Annotated in this window: 7 protein-coding genes; 1 reads left to right on the top strand and 6 read right to left on the bottom strand. The window is 74.8% G+C overall.

Annotation, left to right across the window (positions count from 1 at the left end; all coding sequences use genetic code 11):
* The 5 genes from ABD299_RS15760 to ABD299_RS15740 all read right to left on the bottom strand — a co-directional run bounded on the left by ABD299_RS15760 (position 1) and on the right by ABD299_RS15740 (position 10266).
* On the bottom strand, positions 1-1884 hold the full coding sequence (locus tag ABD299_RS15760) for a GMC family oxidoreductase N-terminal domain-containing protein (protein WP_344262797.1): 1884 nt from the start codon (positions 1882-1884) through the stop codon (positions 1-3).
* A 32-nt stretch (positions 1885-1916) separates the two neighbouring features.
* Positions 1917-3491: a succinic semialdehyde dehydrogenase gene (locus ABD299_RS15755; protein ID WP_344262795.1), complete on the bottom strand. Its 1575-nt coding sequence runs from the start codon at positions 3489-3491 to the stop codon at positions 1917-1919.
* A 199-nt stretch (positions 3492-3690) separates the two neighbouring features.
* A complete protein-coding gene (locus ABD299_RS15750) occupies positions 3691-6363 on the bottom strand; it encodes a protein kinase (RefSeq protein ID WP_344262792.1) in 2673 nt (890 codons plus the stop codon).
* A 116-nt stretch (positions 6364-6479) separates the two neighbouring features.
* Positions 6480-8468, bottom strand: coding sequence for a serine/threonine-protein kinase (locus tag ABD299_RS15745; RefSeq protein ID WP_344262790.1), 1989 nt, complete (start codon positions 8466-8468; stop codon positions 6480-6482).
* Positions 8469-8541: 73 nt separating this feature from the next.
* Positions 8542-10266 (bottom strand): glycerol-3-phosphate dehydrogenase/oxidase, encoded by a 1725-nt coding sequence (locus tag ABD299_RS15740; RefSeq protein WP_344262787.1) that lies wholly within the window; start codon positions 10264-10266, stop codon positions 8542-8544.
* Positions 10267-10441: 175 nt separating this feature from the next.
* On the opposite strand from ABD299_RS15740, the gene ABD299_RS15735 reads away from it, so the two are divergent.
* Complete coding sequence (locus ABD299_RS15735; protein ID WP_344262785.1) at positions 10442-11704, top strand: nucleotide sugar dehydrogenase; 1263 nt, start codon at positions 10442-10444, stop codon at positions 11702-11704.
* Between the two features lie 87 nt (positions 11705-11791).
* Here the strand turns inward: ABD299_RS15735 and ABD299_RS15730 are convergent, their stop codons facing one another.
* A complete protein-coding gene (locus tag ABD299_RS15730) occupies positions 11792-12907 on the bottom strand; it encodes a GuaB3 family IMP dehydrogenase-related protein (RefSeq protein WP_344262783.1) in 1116 nt (371 codons plus the stop codon).
* Positions 12908-12996 lie beyond the last annotated feature (89 nt).

Genomic DNA, 12996 nt, shown 5'->3' with positions numbered 1-12996 from the left:
TCACGCCTTCGGCGGGACCTGGGGCACCGGCAGCACGGGCAGCCGCAGAGCGGCGAACGCGTCGTCCGGGACGGCCGGGCTCCGCGGCGCCACCGCGGACAGCCGCGCATAGGGCGCCCCCTGGGCCGGACGCGGGTCGGCCTCGCCCTTGTTGGGCCACAGCGACATCGCCCGCTCCGCCTGCGCGGTGATGGTCAAAGACGGATTCACGCCCAGGTTGGCGGAGACCGCCGAACCGTCCACCACGAGGATGCCGGAGTGCCCGTAGAGCCGGTGATAGGGGTCGATGACGCCGGAGTCGGGCCCGGCCCCGATCGGGCAGCCGCCCAGGAAGTGGGCGGTGAGCGGGGTGCCGAGCAGCTCGCCGACATTGGTTCCCGCGAAACCCCCGATGTCCTCGGCCAGTTGCCGGGCCGCCTCGGCCCCCTGCGGAATGTGGTCGGGGTTGGGGGCGCCATGTCCCTGCACGGCGGTGAGCGACCCCCTGCCGAACAGTCCCCCGCGCTTGCGGGAGGTGGTCAGCGAGTTGTCGTGGGTCTGCATGACCAGGCCGATGATGGTGCGCTCCGACCACCGGCGGAACGACAGCGAGCGCAGGAAGTGGACCGGATGCCGCACGGAGTTCAGCAGGTAGGACAGCACCCGCGGCACGCTTCCCCCGCGCGGGAACTGGGCGATGGACAGCGCCCCCATCGCGTTGGAGCCCTTCCCGTAGCGCACCGGCTCGATGTGGGTGTGCTCGTCGGGGTGCACCGAGGAAGTGATCGCCACGCCCCGGGAGAAGTCCGGCCGGGCGTCCTTGCCGTGCCGGGCCCGGTAGCGCCTCGGGGTGGTCGCCGCGCCCACCAGCGCCTCGGAGTTGGTGCGCGTGAGGGTGCCGAGCCGGGCCGAGACGTGCGGCAGGGTCCCGGTGTCGCGCATCCGGTGCAGCAGGGTCTGTGTGCCGTAGGTGCCCGCCGCCAGCACCACGTACCGGGCGCGCAGCACCCGCCGGTCCCGGCGGCGCCGGCGCGCCGAGGCGTCGGTCGGCACCACGGTCACCTCGTACACCCGCTCACCGCCGGCGTCCCGCGTCTCCGCGACGGAGGTGACGGTGGTCAGCGGCCGGACCTCGGCCCCGGCCCGTTCGGCGAGGTACAGGTAGTTCTCGTTGAGGGTGTTCTTCGCGCCGCGGCGGCAGCCCGTCATGCACTCGCCGCACTCGACGCAGGCCCGGCGGGCGGGCCCGGCACCGCCGAAGTAGGGGTCGGGTACCTCTCCCCCGGGCTCGGCGGTCACCGTCCCGCCTGCGTCCCTCCCGTCGCCGAAGAACACGCCCACCGGCGCCATGTGGAAGGTGTCTCCCACGCCCATCCGCTCGGCCGCGGCCCGCAGATGGCGGTCGGAGGGGGTGACGGTGGGGTTGAGCCGGACGCCGAGCATCCGCTGGGCCTGCTCGTAGTAGGGCGCCAGTTCCCGCTGCCAGTCGGTGATGTCCCGCCACTGCCGGTCCTGGAAGAAGGCCGGCGGCGGGACGTAGAGGGTGTTGGCGTAGTTGAGGGAACCGCCGCCGACTCCGGCGCCGGCCAGGATCATGACGTTGCGCAGCAGATGGATGCGCTGGATCCCGTAGAGCCCCAGCTTCGGCGCCCACAGGTAGTTGCGCAGGTCCCAGGACGTCCTGGGCAGTTCGCTCCGGGCGAAGCGGCGCCCGGCCTCCAGCACGCCGACGCGGTAGCCCTTCTCGGACAGCCGCAGGGCGGAGACCGAGCCGCCGAAGCCCGAGCCGACGACCAGGACGTCGTAGTCGAGGCCCGCGTCCCCGCGGCCGGTGGACTCCTCCTCGGGGTGTTTCCGGGGGCGCGGAACGGTGTTCCGCGCGGGGTCGTGCGACGTGTCGGACATGCGGCTCTCCGGGTGGTGCGAGGGTGTGGAGGTCAGCGGAAGCGAAGGGTCTTCAGGGCCCGCAGGGAACGGGTCATGAAGGCGGCGTAGCGGCGGTCGTCCATGCCGAGCGACGGCGCCAGCGGCAGCAGCCGCTGCTCGGCGACGGTCTGCGGCTCGGTGTACTTGCGGATGCCCTCCGCGCCGTGCCGGCGGCCCAGTCCGGACTCGCCCATGCCGCCCATCGGGGACTGCACACTGCCGTAGGCGGCGCCGTAGCCCTCGTTGATGTTGACCGTGCCGGTGCGCAGCCGGGCGGCGATCCGCCGGGCCCGCCGGGCGTTCCTGGACCACACCGAGGAGTTCAGGCCGTACCGGGTGTCGTTGGCCAGCCGGATCACCTCGTCCTCGTCGGTGAACGGGAAGACGGAGACGACCGGGCCGAAGGTCTCGTCCCGGCACACCAGCATGGTCGGGTCGACGCCGGTGAGAACGGTCGGCTCGTGGAACCAGGGGCCCAGGTCCGGGCGCGGCTCGCCGCCGGCCAGGACGGTGGCCCCGCGGGAGACGGCGTCCTTGATGTGCCGGGTGACCGCGTCGAGCTGGGCCTGGGAGGCCAGCGAGCCCATGTCGGTGCCCCAGGCCAGCGGCGCGCCCAGCCGCAGCGACCGGGTGCGGGCCACGAAGCGCTCCAGGAAGGCGTCGGCGACCGACTCGTGGACGTAGAGGCGCTCGACGGAGACGCACAGCTGCCCGGCCGAGGAGAAACAGGCGCGGACCGCGCCCTCGGCGGCCCTGTCCAGGTCGGCGTCGTCGAGCACGATCATGGCGTTCTTGCCGCCCAGTTCGAGGCTGGCGCCGACCAGCCGGGAGGCGGCGCGCTCGGCGACCTCACGGCCGGTGCGGGTGGAACCGGTGAAGGAGACGTAGTCGGCACGGCGCACGACCTCCGGGCCGATCACCGGCCCGTCGCCCAGGACGACCTGCCACAGCTCCTCGGGCAGCCCCGCCTCGATGATCAGCCGCCGGGCCCAGAGCGCGGTCAGCGCGGTCTCGGTGTCCGGCTTCATGACGATGCCGTTGCCCGCGACCAGGGCGGGCAGGGCGTCCCCGGCGGACAGCTCCAGGGGGTAGTTCCACGGAGCGATGATCCCGACCACGCCGCGCGGCTGGCGCAGTTCCCGGACCCGGGTCAGGACGGGTATGGCCCCGGTGTGCCGCTGCGGGCGCAGGTAGGCGGGTGCCTTGCGGCCGTAGTGCCGGGCGGCCAGCGCGACGGCCTGCACCTCCTCGTGGGCGTGCAGCCGGGTCTTTCCCGTCTCCAGCTGGACGATGTCGAGCACCTCGTCCTGGCGGCGCAGCAGCAGGTCGTGGAAGCGCAGCAGGACGGCGGCGCGCTGCCGGACCGGCCGGGCGGCCCACTCCTGCTGGGCGTTCTGCGCCCGGACGAAGGCGGCGGCGACGTCCTCGGTCGAGGCCTCGGGCAGTTCCGCCAGCCGCTCCCCGGTGAGCGGGCTGTGGCACGCGGTGCGGCCGTCGCCGAGCAGGCCCTGGGTGAGCCGGGCCACCAGATCGCCGGTGACCACACGGGCCACCTGGGTGGAAACGTCGTCCTGCGCTGTCGTCATAGGCGGAGAGTACGGCCGCCCCCCACACCCTGCCTACCCATCGGTAACCATTTTCACAGAATCCTGCCAGTGATCACTGGCTCGCAGGTCACCGGCCTTCGGGCTCCCCCGGCGGGGCCTCGCGCGACCAGCGCCCAACTCCCCCTGCGGACACGGGCGATGACCGTTCCGGCCGGGCTTCGGGGCCTGACCGGTCCGGTCAGCCGGTGAAGCGGTAGCTCTCGGCGCTCACCTCGAAGATCTCGTCGAGCTCCTCCCTCGCGCTCTCCGGGCCGCGCACCATCACCACGTGATAGCTGCCGCCCATCAGCATGGCGCGGTTGCGCGCCAGCCGGTCCCCGTCCGCCTGCCAGGCGAAGAGCCCCTCGGCCATGCTCGTCGGCCCGACGTCGATGCGCCGCAGGCTGGACGAGGTCGACCGCGCGGCGTCCCGGTACCCCTGGAGCTCCGGAAGCGAGGTCAGCTGGTACTTCATCGGGTCGTCGCCGAACTCGGCGGCACTGTCCCGGCCGGGCACCACCAGCAGCTCCAGCGAACCACCGGTGAAGCGCACCGGGCCGTCCCCTTCGGGGCCCTGCCGCTGCCAGCCCTCGGGAACCGCCAGCCAGAAGCCGGACGCGTCCTCGTGCAGCTCGTACCCCTCCGGGGGCGGGTCGGGGGCGGCGGTGTGCGGGGCCCGGCCGGTGTTGCCGCCCTCGCCGTCGTCCACCTCCCCGTCCTGCCCTCCGGTCTCCCCGGCGTCCGGCGCGCCCGGCAGCTCCGGTTCGGCCGGCGCCCCCCGGCCCGCCTCGCCGCCCCCGTCCGCGGGCTCGTCCCGCTCCATGAACAGCAGCGCGTAGGCCACGGCACCGGCCATGCCCGCCATCACCAGCCCCAGCAGAACCTTGCCCAGGCGATGCGGGTCCCCGCCCTGCGGCCTGCGGCGGCGCGGCCCCACCATCTCGCCGCGCCGCCGCACGACCGGCAGCCTGCGCGGATCGGAGGGACGGCCCGCCTCCAGCGCCGGTGGCGCGGTGACCGTGCGGCGTCCCACGTTCGGCTCCGGGGCCGAGCGGATGATCGACCGCAGCCAGCCACGCAGTTCCTCCGGGCTGGGCCGCTCGGTCGGGTCCTGGCGCAGCAGCGACTCCACCACCGGACGCAGCGCCCCGCACTCCTCGGCGAACGCCGGCTGCTCGGCGCAGACCGCCTGGGTCAGCTCGGCCGCGCTCTCCTCCGGATACGGCGGGTGGCCCTGGACCGCACGGAACAGCAGTGCGCCCAGCGCCCACAGGTCGGCCGCCGGCCCCACCGGGGGAGCCAGCCGCCAGTGCTCGTACACCGGCCCCGCCTGCTCCGGCGCCCAGCGCTCGGTGACCGCGCCGACGGTGGTGATCCTGGCCTGCCGGGCCCGTTCCGCGGCCAGCGCGCTGTCCGGGCCGCGGTAGCGGCTCTCGGGGGGCGGTACCTCGCCCCAGCGCTCGCCGTCGGTGCGCGGCTGCCCGGCGCCCGGCTGTCCGTCCCGCCGCTCGGGCCCGCCCCCCGGGGCGGCCGGCGCCCGCTCCCAGGGCACCGGGTGGCTGGTGCGCCCGGGACCGGGCAGTGCGGTGGGACCGCTGCCGGGGGCTGCGGCCCCGCCGGGTGCCGGAGAAGCCTGACGCGCCGGGCCGCCCGGCTGCTGCCCGGGCCGCGGCGGTGGCGGCCGGGCGGCCTGCGCCGGTGCCCGCGAGGCCGTCGGGTGGCCGGGGGGACGCTCGCCCGCGACGCCGTTGGCCGCGTCCGCGCCCGCCCGGGCACCGGCCCGGTAGGCCGCGATGGCCCCGCTGCGCGCGGCCCGCTCCACCGCGGCGGGAGAGGGCCGGTCGTCACGGAGCGGCGCGGCGGGCCCCACGGCGTGTCCGCCGCCCTCCTGACCGCTCTCGAAGTCCCAGCTGGCGGGGAAGCCGCCGGAGGCGTCCGCGGGCTGCTCCTGACGGGCCGGCAGACCACCCTGTTCCCGCATCCGGGCCACCAGGTCCGCCGCTCCGCCGGCGGCCCCGCCGGGCGGACCCGCGTGTGCCGCCGGGCTGTGCCCCTGCCGGACCACGTAGCCCGGGGGCAGCCCGCCGGGCACCGCGGGCGGCGCGTCGGGCAGCTCCGGCCGCTCGGCGGGCGGGGCGCCACGCAGCGCGGGCGGCACCGGCCCGCCGGGCGCGGGCAGTCCGGCAGGCCGCTCGGCCGACCCGGTCTGCGGGCCGGGCGGCGTCTCACGGCTGACCTCCACCGCCGGGGCGACGGAGGGGCCGTCGCTCCCGCCGCCGGGCAGCGGGTCGTAGCCGCACAGCACCTCCTCCGCGGCCCCGGCCGCCAGACCGGTCAGCACCGCCCGGCCGTCGTCGCAGACCAGGACGGTGCGGGCGGTCAGGTTGCGGTGGGTCCAGCCGTGTGCGTGCACCACCCGCAGCGCGGCCAGGATGTCGGCGGCCACCTCGGCGGCGCGGTAGGGGTTCATCCGCTGCTCGGCCAGCAGCGCGGCCAGCGGGCGGGCGGACACCAGCTCGCTGACGATCCACAGCCCGTCGCCCTGCACGAAGACGTCGAAGACCTGGTCGAGCCGGGCATGGTCCGGCAGGCGCGCGGCGGCGGCCGCCGCCTCCACGGCACGGCGCACCACCGGGTCCTGCGGGGTGCGGGTCGCCCGGTCGTCACGGGCCCGGCCGCGGGGCGGGCCCGGGCGGCCGTACTCGTCGAGCACCTCGGCGTCCACGACTTCCGGCAGCGGCACCTGCCGGACCAGGACTTCCTGTCCGCTGGCGGTGTCGAAAGCCGGGGACTCGGCCAGTTCGAACTCGTCCGAGGGGGGCCTGGGAAGGCGGTAGCGGTCGGCCAGAAGTCGTCCCGCGTACTTGTCCACGCTCGCCTCCCCTCAGCGCACGCGGCGCCCGGCTGCCTCAGGAAGCCGCTCACCGGGCTCCGGCTCTCACGATACGTGCCACGGGCACAGTGCGCCCATGGTCCGTCAACTCCCGGTCATTCCAAGGGCTGGAAGGTACTGAACGCGGTGTCGCGGAGCGTGCGGCACTCCTTCCCGTCCCACTCGTCCGCCACACACGTGATCATGATCGCGTAGCCGCGGGCGGCGTCCACCCGGAAGCCGCGGTTGAGCACCCGGACGTCCCGGCCTCGCACCACCCGCTCGAACTCCCAGTCGGCGACGGTCGGATAGCCCCGCCACTCGATCTCCTCGATGCCGATACGCCGGTAGTTCCTGCTGGCGCTCTGGGTGGCGGGCTCCAGGAGCCGCCAGGCGGCAGCGGCGTCGTTGCCCGGCGAGGAGGTGAAGTCGATCTGGACCATCGGCGGGCCCCCGGCCGGATCGCTGTACTCACCGCCGGAGTTCTGGCCGGCGATCCGGACCCGCTCCCAGCCCTCGGGCAGCGCGACCCGGAACCGGAAGTCGGTGTCGGTGATCTCGGCGTAGCCCTCCGGGATCTGTGGCGATGCCCCGCCCTCGCCGCCCGGTCCGCCGTCGCCGTCCCCGGATCCGGCCGGATCCCGCTCCCCGCCGTCTTCCCCGTACTCGTCGTCCGCGCCCGGCTCGCCGCCGTCCTCCGTCCCCTCGCCGGCGTCCGCACCGCCGTCCGAGGCGTCCGCGCCGCCGTCCGTGCCGCCGGAGCCGCCCGGACCGTCCGGGTCGCCGCCGGCGGCGTCGTCGTCCCGCTGTCCGCTGCCGGCTCCGCCGGAGGCCTCCTCGTCCTTCCCGCCGCCCATCGTCGAGGCGAGGGCGGCACCGAGGAGGGCGAGCAGCACGACCGCGACCACGCCCGCCACGAGCAGACGCCGGCGGCCCGCGGCGAGGGGGGTGCCGCCCGAGGCGGCCCGCCCGGCCGGGGCCGGCTTCGCCTGCCCCGCGTCCTCCGGGCCCGGGGAAGCGGCTGCGAGGGCCGTGGTGCGGCGCCCGGAGTCCTCCTTGAGGGTCCTGGCATCGCCGGGCCCGCCGGCCTTCTCCGTCTCCGCGGCCTTCCCGGCTTCCCCGGCCTTTCCGGCGGTGGCCGCGGCGGCGGCGCCCGCAGTGGACGGCTCGGCCACCGGGGCCGACGCGGCCTTCAGCAGCTTGCGGGCCCCGGCCTCGTCCAGCCGGTCGTCCGGCTCCTTGGCCAGCAGCCCGGTGATGACCTCAGCCAGCGGCCCGGCGTTCCGGGGGGTGGGCACCGGGTCGTTCATCACCGCGGTGAGGGTGGCGATCGCCCCGCCCGCGTCGAACGGCGGCCGGCCCTCGACCGCGCAGTACAGCAGCGCGCCCAGCGACCACATGTCGGCGGCCGGGCCCAGCGTCTCACCGTGGGCCCGCTCCGGGGAGATGTAGGAGGGCGCGCCGACGAGCATGCCGGTGGAGGTGATGGAGGGGTCGCCCTCCACCTTGGCGATGCCGAAGTCGGTGAGCACCACCCGACCGTCCTCGTCGGCCACGATGACGTTGGAGGGCTTCACGTCGCGGTGCAGGATCCCCTGACGGTGCGCGGCGCCCAGCACCTCCAGCACCGACAGCCCCGTACGGGCGGCCTGCCGGGGGGTCATCGGGCCGTCTTCCCGGATGATGTCGGCCAGCGAGCGCCCGTTGATGAGCTCCATGACGATCCACGGCCGGGAATCCTCGTCCACCACGTCGTAGACGGTGACCACACCGCGGCTGCGGATCGCCGACATCGCCTTGGCCTCGCGCAGCGTACGGGTCGTCAGCCGCCGCAGCTCCCCGTCGTCGATGCCGGCCGGTACCCGAAGCTCCTTCACCGCGACCTCGCGGCCCAGGATTTCGTCGCGCGCCCGCCACACCGTGCCCATCCCGCCGCGGCCCACCACGCCTCCCAGCCGGTAACGGCCGTTCAGCAGCTTGGCGGCGACGGTCGGCGCGTCGTCGTCGCGCACCTCGCGCGGTGTGTCGGTGTCGCGCGAGGGCTTGTCCTCGTGCTCAGCGGGCTCGGCGGCCCGCGCCCGGCTGTCCCCGTTGTCCTGGCCCATGCGTCGTCCCCTCCGGCGTCCCCGCACATTGTCACCCATGCGACGGCGCCGTGGTGTTCCGCCCCGGCCACGATCACAGCGGCACGGTGTCGGGAGCCCCCAGCCGGGCCGCGTCGGCCGTCCGGTCGTCGGGCTGGAGCTGAGACTCCCGCTCGGCCTCCACCCGTTTCTCGTAGTGCTCCACCTCGAGGTCGACCTGCTCGCGGTCCCAGCCCAGGACACCGGCCATCAGCCGGGCACACTCCCGGGCGCTGCGCGTGCCCCGGTCGAACGTCTCGATGGAGATGCGGGTGCGGCGGGTGAGCACATCCTCCAGGTGGCGGGCGCCCTCGTGCGTGCAGGCGTAGACGATCTCGGCCTTGAGGTAGTCGTCCGCGCACGGCAGCGGCTCGCCGAGCGCCGGGTCGTCCTCGATCAGCCGCAGCACCTCGTCCACCAGGGAGCCGTAGCGGTGGAGCAGATGCTCCACCCGGGCCACGTGCAGGCCGACCCGGTCCGCCAGCCGGGCCCGGGCGTTCCACAGCGCGTGGTAGCCCTCGGCCCCGACCAGCGGGATCTCCTCGGTGCAGCACTCCGCGACGCGGGTGTCCAGGGCGTGCACCGCCGCGTCCACCGCGTCCTTGGCCATCACCCGGTAGGTCGTGTACTTACCGCCGGCGACGACCACCAGGCCGGGCACCGGATGGGCCACGGTGTGCTCGCGCGACAGCTTGCTGGTGGCTTCGGACTCACCGGCCAGCAGGGGCCGCAGCCCCGCGTAGACGCCCTCCACGTCGTCCCGGGTCAGCGGGACGGCGAGCACCTCGTTGACGCGCTCCAGCAGGTAGTCGATGTCCGCGCTGGAGGCCGCCGGGTGGGCCTTGTCCAGGTCCCAGGGCGTGTCGGTGGTGCCGATGATCCAGTGCCGGCCCCAGGGGATGACGAAGAGCACGCTCTTCTCGGTCCGCAGGATCAGGCCGGTGGAGGAGTGGATGCGGTCCTTGGGCACCACCAGATGGATGCCCTTGGAGGCCCGGACGTGGAACTGGCCGCGCTCGGCGATCATCGCCTGGGTGTCGTCGGTCCACACCCCGGTGGCGTTGACGACCTGCTTGGCCCGGATCTCGTAGGTGGCGAACTCACCGGGGCCGCGCCCCTCCTCCAGATCCACCACCCGGACCCCGACCACGCGCTCCCCCTCGCGCAGGAAGCCCGTGACCCGGGCTCGGTTGGCGGCGTGCGCCCCGTAGGAGACCGCGGTGCGCACCAGCGTGGAGACGTAGCGGGCGTCGTCGTTGAACGCGTCGTAGTACTGGAGCGCGCCGACGAGCGCGTCCTTCTTCAGCGCGGGGGCCGCGCGCAGCGCCCCGCGCCGGGAGAGATGACGGTGCCTCGGCAGCCCGTGGCCGTGGCCGGTGGCCAGCGCCATGGCGTCGTACAGTGCCACACCGCTGCCCGCGTACCAGCGCTCCCAGCCGCGGCCGCGCAGCGGGTAGAGGAACGGCACCGGGCGCACCAGGTGCGGGGCCAGGCGCTGCAGCAGCAGCCCGCGCTCCTTCAGCGCCTCCCGCACCAGCCCGAAGTCCAGCATCTCCAAATACCGCAGGCCGCCGTGGATCAGCTTGCTGGAGCGGCTGGAGGTTCCCGCCGCCCAGTCGCGGGCCTCCACGATGCCGGTGCTCAGGCCCCGGGTCACCGCGTCCAGCGCGGTTCCCGCACCGACCACCCCGCCGCCGACGACCAGGACGTCGAGCTCCTTGTCCGCCATCCGGGTCAGTGCGCGGGTCCGTTCCGCCGGCCCCAGAGTCGCTGTTCTCACGCTGCCTCCCGTGCTCGTCGGTCATGACCTACCCGTCCTGCCACCGATGCTCCCCCATGGCGGCGCCTTTGGCGCGACCGCGACTCGGCTTAGCACACAATCCGCCATATCTGTCATATATCTGCCTAAGCTGACGTGCGTTGCCGGTGCCTCGCGGAAGGGAGCCGTACCGCACATGCCCGCTGATCTCGCCGTCCTCGGCCTCGGCCACCTCGGCCTGCCGGCCGCCCAGGCGGCCTCGGCCGCCGGTATCCAGACCGTCGGCTTCACTCCCGACCCCCGGGTCGCCGCCGAACTCACCGCCGGCCGCCCTCCGGTGGAGGGCTCGCTGACCGCCGCCGACATCCGCCGCATGCTCGCCGGAGGGTTCTCCGCCAGCAGCGACCCGGCCGTGCTGGGCCGCGTCCGGACGGCCCTGATCTGCGCGCCCACCCCGCTGGGCACCGACCGCCGGCTCGACCTCGGCCACGTCCGCGAGGCCGCCGCCGCGCTGGCCGGGCAGCTGCGCCCCCGGATGCTGGTGGTGCTCGAATCCACGGTCTACCCCGGCTGCACCGAGGACATGCTGCGCCCGCTGCTGGAGGAGGGCTCGGGCCTGCGGGCCGGACGGGACTTCCACCTCGCCTGCTCCCCCGGCCGGCTGGACCCGGGAAGCCGCCGGTACGGCTACGCCAACATCCCCCGGGTGATCGGCGGCCTCACCCCGGCCTGCACCGAGGCCGCGGCCGCGTTCTACGGGCGGGTGACGGACAAGGTGGTGCGGGCCCGGGGCACCAAGGAGGCCGAGGCCGTCAAGGTCCTGGAGAGCAACTTCCGGCACGTGAACATCGCCCTGGTCAACGAGATGGCGGTGCTCTGCCACGACCTCGGGGTGGACCTGTGGGACGTGCTGCGCTGCGCGGAGACCAAGCCGTTCGGCTTCCAGGCCTTCCGCCCCGGCCCCGGGGTGGGCGGTCACGGCGTCCCGGTGGACCCCGGCTCGCTGCCGCCGGCCGGACGCACCGCGGGCTACCCGCTGCGGATGGTGGAACTCGCCCAGGAAGTCAACGAACGGATGCCCCGCTACGTCACCCAGCGCGCGGCGGCCCTCCTCAACGAGCACGGCAAGTCCGCCCGCGGCGCCCGGCTGCTGCTGCTCGGCGTCACCTACAAGCCGGACCTACCCGACCAGGAGGGCTCCCCGGCCCGCGAGATCGCCACCCGGCTGCTGGAACTGGGCGCCCAGCTCAGCTTCCACGACCCCTACGTCGCCCAGTGGCGGGCGGCCGGCCGGCCCATCCCGCGCGCCGACGCCCTCTACGAGGCCGCCGCGGCGGCCGACCTCACCCTGCTGCTGCAGCACCACAGCGTCTACGACCTGCAAGGACTGGCCGCCAAGGCGCCGCTGCTGCTGGACACCCGCGGCGCCACCCCGGCCGGTGCCGCGCACCGGCTGTGACCCGGCTCGCCCGCCCCGCACACCGCACCGGCGCGGCCCCCGCCTCGTGGCGGGAACCGCGCCGGTGCGCGGGCGGCGGGAGCCCCGTCAGCGGGAGCGCGCCACCATGACCTGGACGCGCTGGAACTCCTTCAGCTCCGAGTAGCCCGTCGTCGCCATCGCGCGGCGCAGCGCGCCGAAGAAGTTCATCGAGCCCTCCGGGCTGTGCGAGGGACCCAGCAGGATCTCCTCGGTGGTGCCCACGGTGCCCAGGTTCATCCGCTTGCCGCGCGGCACGTCGAGGTGGACCGCCTCCATGCCCCAGTGGTGACCGCGGCCGGGGGCATCCGTGGCCCGGGCCAGCGGCGAGCCCATCATCACCGCGTCGGCACCGCAGGCGACCGCCTTGGGCAGGTCCCCCGACCAGCCCACACCACCGTCCGCGATGACGTGCACGTAGCGGCCGCCGGACTCGTCCAGGTAGTCCCGCCGGGCGGCCGCCACGTCGGCGACGGCGGTGGCCATCGGCACCTGGATGCCCAGGACATTACGGGTGGTGTGCGCGGCACCGCCGCCGAAACCGACCAGGACCCCGGCGGCTCCGGTGCGCATCAGGTGCAGCGCGGCGGTGTAGGTGGCGCAGCCGCCCACGATCACCGGCACGTCCAGCTCGTAGATGAACTGCTTGAGGTTCAGCGGCTCGGCCGCGCCGGAAACGTGCTCGGCGGAGACCGTGGTGCCGCGGATGACGAAGATGTCCACCCCCGCGTCCACCACCGCCTTGGAGAACTCCGCGGTCCGCTGCGGGGACAGCGCGGCGGCGGTGACCACCCCGGCCTCCCGCACCTCCTTGATCCGCCGGCCGATCAGCTCCTCCTGGATCGGCGCGGCGTAGATCTCCTGGAGCCGCCGGGTGGCCCGGGCGTCGTCCAGCTCCGCGATCTCGGCCAGCAGCGGCTCGGGGTCCTCGTACCGGGTCCACAGCCCTTCGAGGTTCAGCACGCCGAGGCCGCCCAGCTCGCCGATGCGGATCGCGGTCCGCGGGGAGACCACCGAGTCCATCGGAGCGGCGAGGAAGGGCAGCTCGAAGCGGTAGGCGTCGATCTGCCAGGCGATCGAGACCTCCTTCGGATCGCGGGTGCGCCGGCTGGGCACCACGGCGATGTCGTCGAAGGCGTAGGCCTGCCGTCCGCGCTTGCCGCGCCCGATCTCGATCTCAGTCACGTGTAGAACCTTCCGGTGTCGCTGCGGGAGCCGGTGCACATCTTCTCAGCGCGGGCACCGCCGGGCACCCGTGGGACACCCGGCGGGCC

Origin of the sequence: Streptomyces sodiiphilus, assembly GCF_039529215.1 — a bacterium.
In the GTDB taxonomy this organism is placed as follows: Bacteria; Actinomycetota; Actinomycetes; order Streptomycetales; family Streptomycetaceae; genus Streptomyces; species Streptomyces sodiiphilus.
The sequence above is the reverse complement of the archived record's forward strand: the minus strand, read 5'-3'. Positions and strand labels throughout refer to the sequence as shown.